Source organism: Dactylosporangium cerinum, from assembly GCF_042653625.1.
Taxonomy (GTDB): Bacteria; Actinomycetota; Actinomycetes; order Mycobacteriales; family Micromonosporaceae; genus Dactylosporangium; species Dactylosporangium cerinum.
In genome coordinates, this window is the sequence record NZ_JBHSIU010000015.1 from 102,210 (window position 1) to 120,033 (window position 17,824).

General features: G+C 71.7%; 12 protein-coding genes. 6 read left to right on the forward strand and 6 right to left on the reverse strand.

From position 1 onward, the window contains the following. Window positions 1-10: 10 nt before the first annotated feature. On the reverse strand, window positions 11-901 hold the full coding sequence (locus tag ACFPIJ_RS15365; RefSeq protein WP_380115576.1) for a hypothetical protein: 891 nt from the start codon (window positions 899-901) through the stop codon (window positions 11-13). A gap of 108 nt (window positions 902-1,009) precedes the next feature. On the opposite strand from ACFPIJ_RS15365, the gene metG reads away from it, so the two are divergent. Further along, window positions 1,010-2,773: a methionine--tRNA ligase gene (gene metG, locus ACFPIJ_RS15370; RefSeq protein ID WP_380115577.1), complete on the forward strand. Its 1,764-nt coding sequence runs from the start codon at window positions 1,010-1,012 to the stop codon at window positions 2,771-2,773. A 12-nt stretch (window positions 2,774-2,785) separates the two neighbouring features. Here the strand turns inward: metG and ACFPIJ_RS15375 are convergent, their stop codons facing one another. Beyond that, window positions 2,786-5,005 (reverse strand): ATP-binding SpoIIE family protein phosphatase, encoded by a 2,220-nt coding sequence (locus ACFPIJ_RS15375; protein WP_380115578.1) that lies wholly within the window; start codon window positions 5,003-5,005, stop codon window positions 2,786-2,788. A 770-nt stretch (window positions 5,006-5,775) separates the two neighbouring features. Here ACFPIJ_RS15375 and ACFPIJ_RS15380 point away from each other — a divergent pair. The 3 genes from ACFPIJ_RS15380 to ACFPIJ_RS15390 all read left to right on the forward strand — a co-directional run bounded on the left by ACFPIJ_RS15380 (window position 5,776) and on the right by ACFPIJ_RS15390 (window position 10,516). After that, on the forward strand, window positions 5,776-8,583 hold the full coding sequence (locus ACFPIJ_RS15380; RefSeq protein ID WP_380115580.1) for a winged helix-turn-helix domain-containing protein: 2,808 nt from the start codon (window positions 5,776-5,778) through the stop codon (window positions 8,581-8,583). 141 nt (window positions 8,584-8,724) lie between these two features. Next, a complete protein-coding gene (locus tag ACFPIJ_RS15385; RefSeq protein ID WP_380115581.1) occupies window positions 8,725-9,399 on the forward strand; it encodes a PP2C family protein-serine/threonine phosphatase in 675 nt (224 codons plus the stop codon). 310 nt (window positions 9,400-9,709) lie between these two features. Continuing rightward, window positions 9,710-10,516 carry a DUF7144 family membrane protein gene (locus ACFPIJ_RS15390; protein WP_380115583.1) on the forward strand — a complete coding sequence of 269 codons (807 nt, stop codon included), beginning with the start codon at window positions 9,710-9,712 and terminating at the stop codon, window positions 10,514-10,516. A 279-nt stretch (window positions 10,517-10,795) separates the two neighbouring features. Here ACFPIJ_RS15390 and ACFPIJ_RS15395 read toward each other — a convergent pair whose 3' ends face one another. Both ACFPIJ_RS15395 and ACFPIJ_RS15400 read right to left on the reverse strand, forming a co-directional pair. After that, the gene (locus ACFPIJ_RS15395) at window positions 10,796-13,471 is read right to left on the reverse strand and encodes a winged helix-turn-helix domain-containing protein (protein WP_380115585.1); all 2,676 of its coding nucleotides are present in this window, start codon (window positions 13,469-13,471) and stop codon (window positions 10,796-10,798) included. Between the two features lie 67 nt (window positions 13,472-13,538). Continuing rightward, window positions 13,539-14,423, reverse strand: a complete 885-nt coding sequence (locus ACFPIJ_RS15400) for a formylglycine-generating enzyme family protein (RefSeq protein ID WP_380115608.1) — start codon at window positions 14,421-14,423, stop codon at window positions 13,539-13,541. 338 nt (window positions 14,424-14,761) lie between these two features. On the opposite strand from ACFPIJ_RS15400, the gene ACFPIJ_RS15405 reads away from it, so the two are divergent. After that, window positions 14,762-15,718, forward strand: coding sequence for a DUF7144 family membrane protein (locus ACFPIJ_RS15405; protein ID WP_380115586.1), 957 nt, complete (start codon window positions 14,762-14,764; stop codon window positions 15,716-15,718). Window positions 15,719-15,895: 177 nt separating this feature from the next. Here ACFPIJ_RS15405 and ACFPIJ_RS15410 read toward each other — a convergent pair whose 3' ends face one another. Further along, window positions 15,896-16,177: a hypothetical protein gene (locus tag ACFPIJ_RS15410; protein WP_203848160.1), complete on the reverse strand. Its 282-nt coding sequence runs from the start codon at window positions 16,175-16,177 to the stop codon at window positions 15,896-15,898. 167 nt (window positions 16,178-16,344) lie between these two features. Between ACFPIJ_RS15410 and ACFPIJ_RS15415 the strand changes: the two genes are divergently transcribed. Continuing rightward, a complete protein-coding gene (locus tag ACFPIJ_RS15415) occupies window positions 16,345-16,827 on the forward strand; it encodes a DUF1269 domain-containing protein (protein WP_380115587.1) in 483 nt (160 codons plus the stop codon). A gap of 99 nt (window positions 16,828-16,926) precedes the next feature. On the opposite strand, the gene ACFPIJ_RS15420 is transcribed toward ACFPIJ_RS15415, so the two are convergent. Further along, window positions 16,927-17,568: a hypothetical protein gene (locus ACFPIJ_RS15420; protein ID WP_380115588.1), complete on the reverse strand. Its 642-nt coding sequence runs from the start codon at window positions 17,566-17,568 to the stop codon at window positions 16,927-16,929. Window positions 17,569-17,824: the final 256 nt, after the last annotated feature.

The window sequence follows — 17,824 nt, forward strand, 5'->3', positions numbered from 1 at the left end:
CTTCCGCCGGTCAGTAGCTGGCGATCAGCACGCCCAGCCCGAGGACCAGCGGCGCGGCAACCGTCAGCGCGTAGGCGGCGAGGCGGGTGCGGAAGCGGCCCAGGCGGCCGGCTCCGGTGGCCCAGCACAGCGCGGCGCCGCACAGCAGGATCAGCGCGAGCCCGACCGTCCAGCGCACCCGCAGCCCCGACGGGTTGCCGGCGTACGCGATCCGCCCGCCGGCACGCATGCGGGCGTCGAGGGTGGCGCCGGGGGCCTCGTCGGCGCCGACGAGGGGTACCCCCGCCACCGCCGCCCGGACGTCGGACTGGAACGTCGCATAGCAGCGGCGCAGCACGCCGTCGCCCTTGCAGCGGGTGATCTGGGCGCGGCCGTGCTCGCCCTGGCCCATGTCGAGCCAGAACGGTTCGGCGCTGGTCCATGCGAAGAACCCGGCGAGCAGGGCGATCACCAGCATCGCCGGCAGGCCGAAGGCAGGGTTGCGCAGGCGGCGGACCTTGCGGGGCAGGCGCTTCGGCGGCGGCGAGGTGACCGCGGCGTCGCGCGGCCGGCGCATGACGCGCATCGCGGGCGGTGGCCAACTGTCGCCGGCGTCGGCGAGCTGCGCCGCGGTCGCCTCCAGGCGGGCGGTGGCGAGCTGGAGGTGTTCGACGACCGCGGTGGCGCCGGCGTCATGGGCGGCCGGGTCGACGAGGCCGTGGGCGAGGCCGGCGGGCACCACGTCGGTCCCCGGTGCACCGTCGGGCTCGGTGCCGGGCTCGCGGTAGGGCGCACCGCCGGGCGAGGGCGCCCGGACCGTGGCCGTCGTCGTGGTGGGCCACAACGGGAACCCGTCGGGGTCGGGGGCCTTGGGCGGGATCCCGGCGGCCTGGCCACGCCACCACGCTGCTTCTTCGCTCACCGCTTCATTGGACAACGGGTGATGGCGCAGATTTCGGACTTACCCTTGCGTGTCGGGAGAAACTATCCGTTCGCCGAACGAGGGGACGGGTCACTACGCTTGCAGGTCATGAGTCGTGTTCTCGCCGCGGTCGCCTGGCCTTATGCCAACGGGCCGCGCCACATCGGTCACGTGTCCGGCTTCGGGGTCCCTTCCGACGTGTTCAGCCGCTACATGCGGATGGCCGGTCATGACGTGCTGATGGTCTCCGGCACCGACGAGCACGGCACCCCGATCCAGGTCCAGGCCGACGCGGAGGGGGTGACCCCGCGCGAGCTCGTCGACCGGTACAACCGCGTCATCGTCGAGGACCTGCACGGGCTCGGCCTGACCTACGACCTGTTCACCCGCACCACCACCGGCAACCACTACCAGGTCGTCCAGGAGCTCTTCCAGGGGCTGTACGACAACGGGTACATCGTCGCGAAGACCACCCTCGGCGCCCGGTCGCCGTCGACGGGCCGGACGCTGCCCGACCGGTACATCGAGGGCACGTGCCCGATCTGCGGCTACGACAGCGCCCGCGGGGACCAGTGCGACAACTGCGGCAACCAGCTCGACCCGGACCAGCTGATCAACCCGCGGTCGAAGATCAACGGCGAGACGCCGGAGTTCGTGGAGACCGAGCACTTCTTCCTGGACCTGCCCGCGTTCGCCGACCAGCTCAACGCCTGGCTCGACACGCGCGAGGGCTGGCGGCCCAACGTGCTGAAGTTCTCCCGCAACCTCATCGCCGACCTCCAGCCGCGGGCGATCACCCGTGACCTGGAGTGGGGCGTGCCGATCCCCCTCGACGGCTGGCGCGACCGCGACGACAAGCGCATCTACGTGTGGTTCGACGCGGTCATCGGCTACCTGTCGGCGTCGGTCGAATGGGCCCGCCGCACCGGTGACCCCGAGGCGTGGCGCAAGTGGTGGCAGGACCCGGACGCCGAGGCGTTCTACTTCATGGGCAAGGACAACATCGTCTTCCACTCGGTGATCTGGCCGTCGATCCTGCTCGGCTACTCGTCGCCGAAGCCGGGCGCGCTCGGCGCGCTCAACCTGCCCACCGAGGTCGTCTCGTCGGAGTACCTGACGATGGAGGGCAAGAAGTTCTCCTCGTCGCGCCGGGTCGTCATCTACGTGCGGGACTTCCTGGAGCGCTACGACGCCGACGCGCTGCGCTACTTCATCGCCGTGGCCGGCCCGGAGGCGACCGACACCGACTTCACCTGGTCGGAGTTCCGCCGCCGCAACAACGACGAGCTGGTCGCCGGTTGGGGCAACCTGGTCAACCGGTCGATCTCGATGGCCGCGAAGAACTTCGGGGAGATCCCGGCCGCCGGCGCGCTGACGGCGGAGGACACCACGCTGCTGGCGGCGGTGCGCGCCGGGTTCGGCAGCGTCGGCGACCTGCTGGCCAAGCACCGGCAGAAGGCGGCGATCTCCGAGGCGATGCGCATCGTCGGCGAGGTCAACAAGTACTTCTCCGACCAGTCGCCGTGGAAGCTCAAGGAGGACAAGGCCCGGATGGGCACCGTGCTGCACGTCGCCCTGCAGGCGGTGCGTGACTGCAACACGCTGCTCACGCCGTTCCTGCCGCACGCGGCGCAGCAGATCCACGAGCTGCTCGGCGGCACCGGCGTGCACGCGCCGATGCCGCGGATCGTCGACGTCGAGGACCTGGACAACGGCATCACGTATCCGATCCTCACCGGCGACTACACCGTCGGCGCGACCTGGACCCCGCAGGACATCGTCGCGGGCACTGCCCTGGCGGCACCGACGCCGGTGTTCAAGAAGCTCGACGAGTCGATCGTCGAGGAGGAGCTGGCCCGGCTGCAGAGCTGAGACGCACGTTGGTCAGTGTGGGCGGAGCGGGATCTCCGCCCACACGATCTTGCCGTCGGCGACGGCGCGGGTGCCCCAGCGGTCCGAGGTGGCGCGCACGATGTGCAGGCCGCGGTGGTGCTCGTCGTCGAAGGTCGGCTCGATCAGGAACGGCAGCCGGTTGTCCTGGTCGAAGACCTCGACCGCGATGTGGGCGGGCAGCAGGTGCAGGCGCAGCTCGACCGTGCGGGTGCGGGCGTGGGTCGCCGCGTTGGCGAACAGCTCCGCGACGACCGAGACCGCGGTGTCCACCCGCTCGCCGGGGACGCCCCACCCGAGCAGGGTCTGCTCCACGAAGCGCCGGGCGGTCCGGCTCCGCTCCGCCGACGCCGGGTAGGTCGCCCGGGCGGTGCGCGGCACCTCGTCCGGCAGCTGCCGGACGTAGAGCACCGCGAGGTCGTCCTCGTGGTGGGCCGGGTCGACCATCCCCGCGACGAGGTCGTCGAGCGCGGCCAGGGACGGTCGCGGATGCAGGGCGACGCGGACCTGCAGGTGGGCGAGCCGGTCCTCGATGTTGCTGTCGCGCCGTTCGATCAGGCCGTCGGTGTACAGCAGCAGCGCCTCGCCGGGCGGCACGGCCACGACCTGCTCCGTGTAGGGGAAGTCGACCGTGCCCAGCGGCGGCCCGACCGGCCCGGTCAGCAGCCGCGACGGCTGGCCCGAAAGGACCCCGACGGCCGGCAGGTGGCCCGCGTTGGCGTAGTTCAGGGTCCCGTGCACCAGGTCGTAGACGGCATACAGGCAGGTCGCCATCTCGGTGTCGAGGTCGGCCGCGAGCAGCGTGTTCAGTTGCCGCATCAGCCGGCCCGGGGACAGGTCCAGCGACGCGTACGAGCGGATCGCCGTGCGCAGCTGTCCCATGACCGCGGCCGCGCGGATGCCCTTGCCCATGACGTCGCCGACGACGAGGGCGACCCGGCCGGCCGACAGCGGCACCAGGTCGACCCAGTCGCCGCCGACCTCGACCCCCTTCGCCGCCGGCAGGTACCGCGAGACCACCTCGAGCCCTTCCACCCGCGGGATCCGGGGCAGGAGGCTGCGCTGCAGTTCGACCGCGGCGGTGCGCTGCCGCAGGTACATGCGGGCGTTGTCGAGCGCGGCGGCGGCGTGCGCGGCGACGCCGACGGCGAGGCGTTCGTGCCGTGCGGTGAAGCGGGCGGGTCGCGGGTGGCCGAAGAAGAAACCGCCGAGCACCTCACCGGTGGAGGAGATGACGGGCACGGCCAGGTAGCTCACGACCGGCAGGTGGCCCTCGGGATCGCCGGAATACGGTTCGTTGAGCCCGTAGCGCGGGTCCTTGGTGATGTCGTCGCTGCGCAGGTGCCCGACGCCCCGGAACGTCGGGTCGAACACCTTCGTGTTGCGCGGCATCGGGAACTTCGCGAACGACTCCTTCGACACCCCGGAGAGGGTGTAGAGCTGGTAGGACTCGCCGAGCTCGTCGGTGACGTTGTAGAAGAACGAACCGAACGCCGCCCCGGTGAGGCTCGTCGCCACGTCGGTGGCGCGCTGGACGACCCGGTCGACGTCGAGCTCCGAGGACAGGTCGGTGCCGACGGCGTGCAGCGCCTCGACGAGGCTGGTCTCCTCCCGCAGCCGGGCCTCCCGCTCGCGCAGTTCGTGCTGGCTGCGGCGCAGCCGGCCGGCGGCGTCGCCGAGCTCGGCGACGGTCCGCTCCAGGCGGGTGGCCTGCTCCGCAGCGGTCCGCTCCACGGCGGTGAGCAGGTCGCCGAGCGCCTCCTCGCGTTCGGCCGGGCCGGCGCCCAGGTGCCGCTGCAGGCCGATCCACAGGTTGCCGCCGATCAGCTCGAACAGCTGCGCGGTCGCCTGGTCCAGCCGCACGGTGACCCCGGCGAGCAGCCGGTAGCCGGCGCCGATGACGGCGAGCACGACCCGGACCGGATAGTCGTCGGCGTCGTGCAACGTGACCCCTCGCGGCGCGGTCAGGGCCTCCGGATCGGCGGCCGGCGGGCCGCCGACGGTGATCGCCTCGCCTCCGGCGGCGAGGTGGAGCCAGGCGAACGCGGGCCCGCCGTGCCCGTCCCGCTCGTCCCCGTCCCGGACCCGTTCGCACAGCAGCGCCGCGACGGCCCGCAGCGCAGCCGGCAGGTCGTGCGCCGCGGCGGCGGCCGCGCGAACGTCCGTCCCACAGCGCACGATCTCGCTCAGCGAGAGGCTGTTGAGGTCGTACACCGGACCTCCGGTCCTGGAACATTCGCGGACGAACCATCCAAACCGACGACCGGGCGGCGGCGCAACGGCGGCGGTGGCCGCACCGGTCACAGCGTGCGCCTGGAATGCCCTCTATGCCGGTTGTCGGGACGTGCAACTTGCAGATTGGCATGCGTTTGAGCAAGCGTTCCGACACCTATGAGGAGTGTTGCTGATGACACCGTTGTAATTATCCGTAACAAAAGCGCTCGTGTGGCACCGCCCTGAGTAGTTAGAGCTCCTGGCATAAGTAGAACCGCGTGGCGACACACCGGTGTGGCGAGTGGGAGGATCTTCGCAGTCGTGCAGTACGGGTCCGCCACGGGTCGAAACGGTCCATTCTCCCCAGGTCCGCAAGGCGCCCCGGATGCCATCCGGCCCCGGGTTCACGCTGTGTAGCCACAAGACGCGCAGTAACAACTGACGCCCACAGCAAAACTGGACAAAGTATCCCCATCGCCCCCTCTGTCGCACACACGGCGTACGGCAGGACACCGATACCAATCGACGTTTCTCGACATCTAGAGCGCTCAACTATTCGATGTTCGTCAATGTTTGTAGCTATACAATCGACGCAGATAAATGTGAGGCTCCCCTCGGGACGGGTCGGAGTTCTATGGTGGTCGGCGTCAGTTGTCCGACCATTACCACCCTCCGGGAAGGGCTGACCGGCACGTCGGAAAACCGCGTCTTCGGGAGTGACGGTGCAAACGAGCCATCACGGCGTTCCACGTGAGAGCACTCTTGACATATTGGCGCACAACGACGCCGCCGAGCGGTTCCGCAGCTGGAACGCGCCGCACCGGCCGGTCGAGGCACCGCTGGTCGCACGGCGTGGCGACACGCCTGCGCTGCCGACGGTACACCTGAGCCGGGCCCGTCTCATGGAGCACCTCGACGCCGCCGTGTCGCACCCGGTCACCCTGCTCTGCGCACCGACCGGCTGGGGCAAGACCGCCCTGGTGGCGTCGTGGATCCACGCCGGTCGCGCACCCGGCCGGGCCGCCTACGTGCGGTTCGACGTCAACTGCGGCGCCACGGCCTGGCGGCAGTTGACCAACGCCCTCACCGCCGCCGGCATCGCCGTCGACCCGGCCACCTACGCGTGGAGCAACGCCCACCACCACGAACGCGCCGTCGTCGTCCTCGACGACCTGCACCACGTCACCAACCACACCGTGCTGCGCCGGCTCGAGCGGCTCATCACCCGTCTCGGCGACCGGATCAGCTTCCTCATCCTCGCCCGGACCGAGCCGCCGCTGTCGCTGTACCGGTGGCGGGTCCGCGGCCAGCTGCACGAGCTGCGCACCGACCACCTGGCGCTCACCCAGGACGAGGTGTCCGGCCTCGCCGACGGCTACGGGGTGCGCCTCGCCCAGCACTTCCGCTTCGCCCTGTGGCACGTGACCGAGGGCTGGCCGGCGGCGGTCGCGGTGATCCTCTCCGCGATGGTCGGCCGGCACGAGCCGGAGCGGATGGTCACCGACATCATCCTCGGCGAGGCGGGGCTCAACGAGGAGGTCGGGCTCAGCGAATACGTCCGGCGCGAGATCCTGCAGCACCTCGACCCCGAGATACGCGACGTCATGCTGCGCACGTCCATCCTGGAGACGGTGTGCCCGGGCCTGGTCGAGGCGCTCACCGGCACCCGCGGCGGCGCCAGGCTGCTCGCCCAGATGAGCCGCGCCAACGCCCTCGCCAGCTTCTACGGCGGCTCGCACTCCTGGTACCGCTACCGCAGGCTGCTGCGCGCCATGCTGCGCGCCGAACTGCGCAGCACGCTGCCCTTCGCCGAGGAGCGGGCGCTGCACCGGGCCGCCGCCGGCTGGTATGCCGCCAACGGGCTGCCCAGCGACGCCCTGACCCACGCCATCGCCGGCAGCGACTGGGTCACCGCTGAGCGATTATTCGTCCAGTACTGGCCCGAGCTGGCCGGGTCGGGACCGCGGGCGATGACGGCGCGGGACGGGACCCAGCCGCCGCCGGACATCGCCGAGCGGCCCATGCTCGCCTTCGCCCTCGCCCTGTACTGCCGCGACACCGGTGACCTGGTCGGCATGTCGGCGTTCATCCGGCTCGGGGAACGCGGCCTCGGCGAGGCGCCGACCGCCGTGCAGGCCGAGGTCCTCGCGGCGATGCGGCTCGCCGAGGCCGCCGCGGCGGAGAGCCCGGAACGCGCCGCCGCGGCAGCGGCGCGGCTGCTGGAGCGCACCGAGGACGCGGCGGCCGAGCACGTCTACGCGGACCTCACCGCCGCGGCCCGCGCCGTCGCGCACCTGACCTTCGCCGGTGCGGCGATCGCCGACGCGCGGCTCGAGGAGGCCGACGAGTCCCTCGAGCACGGCGCCGACCTGGCCCGCAAGTCCGGCTTCAACCTGCTCACCGTGCAGGCCAACCGCCTGCAGGCGGTTGCGCACCTCAGCCGCGGGCGGCTGTCGGCGGCGGCGGCCTGCGCCCGGCGGGTCCTGGACAGCTGCCGCGACGCGGGGATCGCCGAGTCGCGCAACATCAGCTACGCCCGGCTGGTGCTGGCCACCGTCTGCCGGGAGCGCGGCCAGCTCGACGAGGCCCGCTTCCACATCGAGGAGAGCGTCAGCGCCAACGCCGTGCCCGACCCCAACGGGTGGGTCAGCGGGGCGATCGCGCTCGCGCTGCTGCTCTTCGACCGCGGCGACCACAGCGGCGCCAGCGAGGCCCTCGAACCACTGCTGGACAGCCGGGTCGGCGCGATGCCCCGCTACGCGGACGTCATCGCGCGGGCGCTGCACGCCGAGCTGTGCCTGCACGACGGCCGGCTGGACCGGGCGCACGCCGTCATCGACGAGGCGCTCCGGCACTGGCCCGAGTCCGACGAACCGCTGCTGACCCTCGCCCGCCTGCACCTGGCTGACGGCCGCCCGGCCGCCGCCGCGCAGGTCGCCGACCGGGTCCTGGCCAACGGGCCCGGCTCGCTGGTCAACGCCGTCTCCGCGACGGTCGTGCTGGCCCAGGCGCTGCGGCAGCTCGGCGACGTCGCCGCCGCGTCGGACCAGCTGGACCAGGCGCTGCGGATGGCCGGGCCGGAAGGCATCCGCCGGCCGTTCCAGGGGCACGCCGCGTGGATCGCGGAGGTCCTCGCGGCGCCGCCGGTGCTGACCGTCACCCGCCCGCGGGAGCTGGAACGCGACGAGCACTACGGCACGGCCGACGGCTGGGCGCAGCCGACCGCCACCCCGCAGCCGGCCACCACCCCGCCGCCGGCCACCGTGCCGCCGCCGGCCACCGTGCCGCCGCCGGCCACCGTGCCGCCGCTGGCGCCGGCGGTCCCGGCCGCGGTCCCGGACGGCCTGGAGGCGTGGTCCGCGCCGGGCGCGGCCGGCGCGATGGCCGACCCGCTCACCGAGAAGGAGTCGCAGGTGCTGCTGTATCTGCGCAGCATGCTGTCGATCGCGGAGATCGCCGCCGTGCTCAGCGTGTCGACGAACACGGTGAAGACCCACGTCCGGCACGTCTACCGCAAGCTGGGCGTCAGCCGGCGCCGCGACGCGGTGCGCCGGGCCCGCGAGCTGAGCCTGATCTGAGGCCTCACCCGGTGGTGTGGTGCGACCACCACCGGCAACCACCCTTTCCGGGCGAGCCACCCACCCGGTCGTGAGGGCCACGATATGGGCGGTTGCCGGTGCTCCGGCCGTCGACCGACGAAGGCTCAGGGGTGTGACGTGGTGACGACGGATGTTGCGGTCAACGGTGTGCGGGTCGGCGTGCGATACGCGGTCGCCGACACGATCGCCGGCGTCGGCGGGGACTGGTTCCTCGGCATCGCCCTGCCGGGCGGCGACGTGATGCTGGCCGTCGGCGACGTGATGGGCCACGGCCCCGACGCGGCGGGCACGATGCGCCAGCTGCGGGCGTCGATGACCTCCCTCGCCCTCGCCGGTGACGAACCCGGCACGATCCTCGCCGCCCTCAACCGGATGCTGTGCCGGCGCCGCACGACCATGCTCGCGACCGCCGTCTGCGGCCGGTTCCGCCCCGCCGACCGGATGCTCGTCTGGGCCCGCGCCGGTCACCTGCCGATCCTGCGGGCCAACGCGGACGGTGTCGGGCCGCTGCGCCAGCCGCCCGGCATGGCGCTCGGGGTCGAGCCCGGCGCCGCGTACCCGCACGCCGCGGTCCGCATCGAACCCGGCGAGCTGCTCTTCATGTACACCGACGGCGTCGTCGAACGCCGGGACCAGGCCATCGACCAGGGAGTTCAGGGCCTCGCCGACGACGTGCGGGCGGCGATGTGCGCCTCCGCGCCGGGCGAGCGCCTGGACCGCGCCCTGGACGGTGCCCGGCGCGGCAACCCCGACGACGACGCCTGCCTGTTGGCCGCCGAGCCGGTCGCCAGATGACCCGGAACCTCACCCATCGAGGGTGATCCCTGCTCACCCGCCTACCTCCAATCATGTTCCCAGGCACGACGTGGACGTTCCGGGCGCGCGGGCGGCGCGTCCGGAACGGCCATCCGGGCCTGTTCCGGGGGGAACAGATAACAACGGGGGAGATAGGCCGTGCCGGTCCTGGTTTCGACCGGGACCGGCACGGCCCGCACGTATTTCCCGCTCGTCATTCCCCTGGTGAAACCGATTCAGCTGATGGCAGAGGCAGTAGGGAGAGGTACGGCGGATGGACAGCGGCGGCGGTGTGGTGAAGGAATGGACCATGTTCGGAACGACGATGCTCGCGCTCGTCGGCACGTTGAACGTCTCGCAAGGACTGCTGGTGGGATTCGCCAGCGGCGGTATCGGCTTCGACAAGAATGACGTGGCATTCACCAGCGCCACGACCTGGGCGGCGGCAACGGTGACGCTCGGTGTGCTGCTCGGCGCGACCGGCCTCGCGCTGCGCGCCCGCAAGGGCAGCGCCCGGACCGCGGCGGTCAGCGTCGTGGCCCTGCACGCGATCTCGCAGCTGGCCATGCTCCGGGCCTACCCGGCATGGTCGCTGCTCATGGTCACGCTCGACGTGATCATCCTGTTCATCCTCACCGTCGCGAAGGGCAAGCCGGCCGGCCCCGACGCCGAACCGGCCGAGATCCCCATCGCCTCGGTCACGAAGCTCGCGCTGCGGCGCAACAGCCGCTCCGACACGTACCGGGGCCGTCACAAGGCCGGCCGCCCGATCGTGCGCCACGAGGACGTGATTCTCGTGGACATCGTCGAGGAGCTCGAGCCGGCCGCCGAGGCGCTGCAGGTCAACGTGGACGTGGACGTCATCGACTTCGACTCGCCCACCTCGTGGGTCCGGGCCGTCGGCCACGCCACCGTCCCGATGAACCTTCCGGAGCTGGTCGAGGAGTCCCTGGTCCCCGTCCAGCGCGCCTCCCTCGACCCGCTGATGGACCCGCTGCCGGTGCTGATCGCCGCGACGGCCGACACCGCCATCATCGAGGGCGTGATGGTCGAGGACGACGAGGAGATCGTCGAGGAGCTGGCCGCGATCGGCGCCCGGCCGTACGTGACCCAGTAGTTCGCGACAGCCCCACCGCCGACGGCGGCGCCCACAACGACGTGGGCGCCGCCGTTTTGTCGTGCCGGTGGGGGCCGGCCACCGGGCGCACCCTGAAATCCACCACGGGCCACCTGGCCGGGCACCTCCCGGGCGCACCTGACCTTCACCACGGGCACCTGGCCGGACCTCCCGGACGCACCTGACTCACCCACGGGCAGCCGGCCCCGGAGCGCACCACCGAAAAGGGCGGCCCCCGGGAATCCCGGGGGCCGCCCTTCGTGTGTCCGGTGAACCGCCCTACAGCAGGTTCAGCTCCCGGGCCCGCTCGATGACCTCTCGCCGCCTGCCGACCCCCAGCTTGCGGTAGATGTTCTTCATGTGCGTCTTCACCGTGTTGACGGACACGTAGAGCATCGAGGCGATCTCGCCCGCGGACAGGGTGCCCTGCAGGTAGCGCAGGACGGCCAGTTCGCGTTCGGTGAGCGGTTCGGCCAGCTCCCCCGCCACCGCGGCCGGACGGCCGAAGCCGTTGAGCTCGGTCGCGATGTCCTCGGCGACGCCGCGGTATCCGCTGCCCGCCGGCAGGTAGGTCACCAGCAGCTCCCGGACCGGCTGGCCGCCCGCCACGAACGGCCAGCGGATGCCCTCGTCCTCGGCGCAGCGCAGCGCCTGTTCGAGGGCGCGGCCGGCCTTGGACCGGTCACCGAGCGCCCGTAGTGCCCGGGCGCAGGTGAGGTTCGCGTCCACCGTCCACACCAGCGAACCGGTGGTGTACTCCAGGAACGGCTGGACCGCACCGAGGGCCGCCGCCGGGCGACGCTCGGCGAGGTGGGCTTTCGCGCGGACGACGCCCAGCCACGGCGCGAGGAGCTCGACCGGCTCCAGGTTGAGCAGCCGCTTGGCCGCCTCAACGTCGCCGGCGGCCAGCCGCAGCTCGGCCTCGGCGAGCGTGACGCAGTGCTGGAGCCGGGGCGTGTACCGCCAGTCCGCGAGCTGCCGCCGGATCGCGGCGAGCTCGGTGCAGGCGGCCCTGGCGTCGCCGGCGGCGGCCCGGATGTGCGCCCGGGACATCGTCGCCACCGCCACCAGGCCCGGGTCGGCGAGACCCCCGCCGTCCAGCGCCCGGTCCAGGTAGTGCTCGGCCGCCCGGACCCGGGCCTGCAGGTAGCAGACCTCGGCGACGGTGAGCTGGGCCCAGACCACGTCGCTGCCCTGGGTCTGGCCCTCGCGGTCGGCGAGGGCCAGGGCCTCCTTGCCGTAGCGCATCGCCGCGGACAGTCTGCCGCGGGTCGCGTTGAGCTGCGCGAGCTGTCGCAGCGCGGCCAGCTGGGACTGGACGCCGCCGCAGCGCCGGGCCAGGTTGAGCGCCTCGGTGAGCGCGAGCTCCGCCGCCGCCAGATCACCCTGCAGCAGCCGGGCACCACCGACGGCGACGAGCGCCAGGGCCCGCATCCGGGCGGTGTCCTGGTCGTCGAGGCCCATGTCGTCGCGCAACAGCATCGGTGCCGTGGCCAGGATCAGCTCGGGCTTGCCGGACTGGTGCGCCTCGGCCATGCGGAAGCTGTCGACGATGGGTCGAAGCGCCACCCGGGCCGACTCGACCAGGGTGTGCTGGGAACGGTCGACCAGGTGCAGGAACGTCTCCGTGCCCTGCGGGTCGCTGGCGTCCAGCCGCTCCGCCGCGAACGCCAGGGCCAGCCGCGGATCGTTGCGGACCTCCTGCGGCGGCGGCGGGACCAGCTCCTTGATGGTCCGCAGCCGGGCCCCCGGCACCAGCTCCTGCCAGCTCGCCGCGAGCAGATCCGAGGCCTGGCCCCAGTTGCGTGCGGCGAGCGCGTGGCGCAGCGCGTCGGCCGGCAGGTCGTGCGCGGCGAACCAGTCCGCGGCCCGCCGGTGCAGCTGGCGCACCTGCTCGGGCCGGCGGTGGCGCAGCTCGTCGTAGAGCATGAGACCGAACAGCGGATGGCACCGGTACATGCCGGCGTTGCCGCTGCCCTGCACCACGAACAGGTTCGAGTGCTCCAGCTGCGCGAGGATCCGCGCGCCGTCGACCCGGCCGGTGAGTGCCTCCACGAGCTCCGCGCTGACCTGGTCGAGCACCGAGGTGCACAGCACGACCTCGCGGATGTCCTCCGGCAGCGTGTCGAAGACCTCGCCGACGAGGTACTCGCCGAGCGCCCGGTCCTGCAGCGCGAAGCGGGGCACCAGACTGTCAGGCTCCGGGTGCCCCTGCACGGCGAGGGCGGCGAGTCGCAGTCCCGCCGCCCAGCCCCGCATCACCGCGTGCAACTCGACCAGCGCCGACTCGGCGAGCCGGACGCCGTGCGCGTTGAGCATCTGCGCGGTCTCGTCGAGGGTGAAGCCCAGCGTCCCGTTGCGCAGCTCGGCGAGCGCGCCGCGGATGCGGAAGCGGTACAGGGTGAGTGCCGGGTCGGTCCGGCACGCGATGATGAGACGCAAACGGTCACCCGCCTGGGAAAGCAGCGTCTCGAGCTCACCCCACACCCGCGGGACGGACAGCTCCTGCAGGTCGTCCAGGATCACGACGACCGGCGGACCCGGCCGGCGCAGCAGCACGACCAGTTCGTCGAGTGCCTCACCACCGTCGGCGGGTGCCGCGGTGACCTGGTGCTCCGCGGTGGCCGCGGCGACCGCACCCAACACGTGTTCCCAAAAGCGTGGGCCGTGGTGCGCCTCGACCGTCAACCACGCCAGCGGCCAGGGCGATCTCCCCCCCGCCACCCACTCGGCCAGCAGGGTGGTCTTGCCCCACCCCGCCGGTGCTGAGATCAATGTCAAAGGCCCCGCCACCGCCCGATCCAGCGCGTCCAGAAGACGCGGTCGTGGCACGTGATAGCGGGGCGGCTCAGGCACTGCGAAGTGCAGCGCGGGACGGGTGATGGTGTCTACAAGCGTCTTCTGCCCCAACGTATTTCGCCCCCTCCCACCCACCGCAGCACGGCGGATGACCACGGGATTGTGAGGCGATTAAAGGTGAGGACGCCTCACCCGTAGGGGGTGAACAAATGACGCTGCGTGCTCACCCGAGCCTGCGGACGCAGCGGAAGCCGACGTGGCAGCTGCCGTTGTCGACCGCCTCCGGCTGCCGGGCGGCGGGACGGAACCGGTGGTCATAGCCGGTGGAGCACAGGTAGGAGCCGCCCTTGACGACCCGGCTGGCATAGACGGCCGCCCCTGCCGGGGTGTCGACGCGGGGGTTGTCCGCGACCTCACCCTGCGGTTGAAGAGGGTCGTCACCCAGATCGAATCTCGCGTTGCCGGACCGGTAGTAGTCCGACGTCCACTCCCACACGTTGCCGACCACATCGAAGAGCCCGTATGCGTTGGCGGCGAACGCACCGACCGGGCTGGTGCCGTGCCCGCCGTCGCTGCGGTCGAGCCAGGGGAAGATGCCGTGCCAGATGTTGGCACGCCCCAGCTCGGGGTCGTCACCCCATGGGTACACCGACTGCTCGAGCCCGCCACGGGCGGCGAACTCCCACTCCGCCTCGGTGGGCAGGTCCTTGCCGGCCCATCGGGCGTACGCGGCGGCGTCCTCGTAGGCGACGTGCACCACCGGGTGCGCCGACTTCCCCCGGATGTCGGAATCCGGGCCCCACGGATGTCGCCAGGATGCGCCGGGGCGGAACTCCCACCACACTCGCCAGTCGCGCAGCGGCACCGGACCCGGTGGCTGCACGAAGACCATCGAGCCCGGCTGCGGGCCCGGCACCGGGCCCGGATCGGGGTGGCGCTCCGCCACCGTCTCGTAGCCGGTCTCCTGCGCGAACAGGGCAAACTCGGCGTTCGTCACGGGATGCGAGTCGATCCAGAAGCCGTCGACGGTGACCTTGCGCACCGGCGCCTCTTCCGGATAGAAGCCATCCGCACCCATGGCGAACGTGCCACCAGGTATCCAGGCCATCTCCACGACCGCATTGTGCTGGCGCCGCCGGGTGAGAAGTCCTCACCCGGTGCGGGTGACGGGCGGTTCGTCGATGGACGGATCGATGAACCGCCACTGCGGCTCACACGGGCCGGGTGATGCCCGGTCATCCGGATCCGCGGCAACGTTCGGTTCCAAAAGCACCGGTTCGCAATTTTTCCGCAAGGGAGGGAGGTCGCCACACGAGCTTCGCCGGATCCGGCCGCGGCGCCTCCTCTCTTGTCCGCCGCGGCCGGACGACGAACCTGCTCCCTTGGCCTGCCTGCCTCCTGCCGGTGTCCCGCTCGTGCAGAGGAAGGAACACAGAGGCCATGGCCATGACCAGGAGCAGAACCGTGTGGTTCGGCTGGGTCACCTTCGCGGCCGTCATGCTCGTCGTGCTCGGGCTCCTCAACGTGCTCGAAGGACTCGTCGCGCTGCTGCAGAACCAGGTGGCGTTCATCGACGGCGACAGTCTCGTCGTCGTCAACCTGACCGGCTGGGGCATCCTCATGCTGGCCTTCGGCGGCCTGTTGCTGGCCGCCGGGATCGGGCTGTTCGCCCGCAACACCGCCGCCCGGGTGGCGGCGATCGTCATCGTGGCGCTGCACGCGCTGATCCAGGTCGGCTCGCTCGGCGCGTACCCGGTCTGGTCGCTGCTGATGATCACGCTCAGCGTGGTGGTGCTGTTCGCGCTCACGGTGCACTGGGACGACTCGCTGGAGCCGGCGGTGGCCGCGGCCACCATGGCGGCACCAGGGGCGGTGCAGGGCGCGCCGCCGGGCGTCCACCGGGCCGAGCGGGAGCCGCACCGCGACGTCCAGCCCGGATATCAGCCCGGATATCAGCCCGAATACCAGCCCGAGTACCAGCCCGAGCATCAGTCCGAGTACCAGCCTGAGTATCAGCCCGGCTACCAGCCCGACTACCAGTCGCAGGGCAGCGGCATCCCGATGAACTCCCCGACGTCGCCGAGCCACCCGGCGGGCCGCCCGTCCGCGGTGCCCGCACACGGCGCGGGTCCGACGTCCGGGCCGAACGTCGGCCCGTACCCGCCGGGCGGTCCCTACCAGTCGGGGCGGCCAGGATCCACGGCCCGGCCCAACGAGGGTGCGCACCCCGGCGAACCGGCCCGTGGGGAGACCGCCCGGCACGGCGGCGACCCGGGGCAGGGCGAGTTCCCGCGGTACGGCGACATGGGCGAGACGACCGGCCGGCACGCCGACCCGGGTCGCTGGTCCGATCCGCCGCGCGGCGCCCACGCCGCCCCCACGTCGGACTACGGCGTCATCTGAACCGGGTCCGCACGGGAAGCACGGAAGAAGCACGGAAGAACGCAGAAGAACAGCAGCACAGGAAAGAAGGTGGCTGCCCCCGTGGCAGCCACCTTCGCCGTGTGGAAACGCTTGAGGCGCCGACGCGGGCCTGGGAGCGCGTCGGCGCCTCTCGCGCCGTCCTTCGGTGTCAGACGTCTAGGTGACTTGCGATGGGTGGGCGGCCTCCTCCGGATCAGCCGCCCACCCATCGGCTCCCGCCGCCCTCGCTGAAGAGCGCCCGGTGCGCAGGATGCGGGCCGTGTCCACCGCTCCTCCTGCCCCGTTGAGTACCCCCTGCTCAACGGTGTTCACCTGACGCTCCAGCTGGGTCGTCACGTCGGGGACCACCGACGACGTGACGCCCGCGGCTGGCGGGAACGGGCGGACCATCGCGGATGGTGCAGCAGTCACCATCAGGGCCGCCCGCAGTTCGTTCATGGCAGGAATCCTGCTGGCTGTCAGAGTGATGCGTCCTCACCCCGGCGGGGTGATCGGCCAGCGGGCAGATCGTCACTCCGCACAGGTGGGGCGGCGCGTCGTCCGGCGCCGCGACGCTCGATCTACCTGTCGACCACAAGGAACACCACAAGGAACGGAGTACAGCGATGGCCACGTTGACCGTCTGGAAGTTCGAGACGCCGGAAGGCGCCGAACGGGCCGCTGAGAAGCTCCAGCAGCTGTCCAAGGAGGGCCTGGTGAAGGTGGAGGACGCCGCGACGGTGTCCTGGGCCGAAGGCTCGAACAAGCCCAAGACCCGCCAGTTGCACAACCTCACCGCCCGCGGGGCGCTCGGCGGCATGTTCTGGGGGATGCTGTTCGGCCTGATCTTCCTCATCCCGCTGTTCGGCATGGCGGTCGGCGCGGCCGCGGGCGCGCTCGCGGGTTCGCTGAGAGACGTCGGGATCGACGACGACTTCATCAAGCGGTCCCGCGAGGAGATCCAGCCCGGGACCTCGGCGCTGTTCCTGCTGACCACCGACGTGGTGGTGGACCGGGTCCGCGACGCGTTCGCCGGCGAGCGGCCGAAGCTGATCCACACCAACCTGTCCAAGGAGCAGGAAGACCACCTGCACGAGGTCTTCGCCTGAACCCCCCGGGCAACCCAGCAACCCAAGAGCCTGCCCGGAACAGGGCGGTGCCCGGTGTCTTCGCGGACACCGGGCACCGGGACGGGGCAGTACGGTCGTTCAGGCATTGGACAGGTCGGCCATCTCCTTCTCTGCGGTCTCGACCTCCGTGGTCAGCTTGGCGTGCTGTTCGGACAGCGCGTCCAGCAGCCTCCGGGTGGTCTGCAGGCTTTCGGCGCCGATGGAACGGGTCGTTGCGAGGAGGTTCTCCGCCGCCTCGCGCTGCCGCTGCCGGCGGGTGTCCCACTGCACGCGGCGGGACTGCTCGGCGCGGGCCTCTTCGGAGCGGCGTTGCGACAGTGCGGTCTGGAAGTCGCGGATCGCGTCCTCGGCGTGCTTGCGCGCGTCCGCGAGCATTGCCTCCGCCGCGACCCGGGCACCGTCCAGCTCTTCGGCGGCCTGCTTGCGCAGCGCGTCCGCCTCCTGCTCCGCCAGCTCGATCATCTGCTGGATCCGGCCTCCGACGGCCTTGGAGCTCTCGTCGCCGCACGTGCACTGGCGTAGTTCGGTGTTGAGCCGTTCGACTCTGCCCGCGAGCTGCTGCTCGCGGTAGCGCGCCGAGGCAAGCTCCGTCTCCACCGTGGTCAACCGCATCTGCAAGGTGGCCACGTAGCGGTCGACCTGGGCGCGGTGGTAACCCCTGAGGCTCAGCTCGAACCCGTTCTCGCCGCGGAGCTCGATCTCGCCGACAAGCGCGCTCATCCTGGGCTCATCCCCTCCCCCGCCCGTCGAAGCAACGGGCGATAGCGGGAACGCTGCCGATCATTGTGGTGACCGCGCGTCATCCGTTCCGGGTGAGCCTTCTGCGTCCGGCGTGCCGGTGCAGCGATGTCGATGGAACCGTTGCTACGCAAGGCAAACAGCCACATCTGCGCAGGGAAGACCACCCATGCAGGGTGAGGCCCCGCAGCTGCGGGCGGTGGTTTGCTCGTCACGTTTGGCGAGGTATGAAATCGGG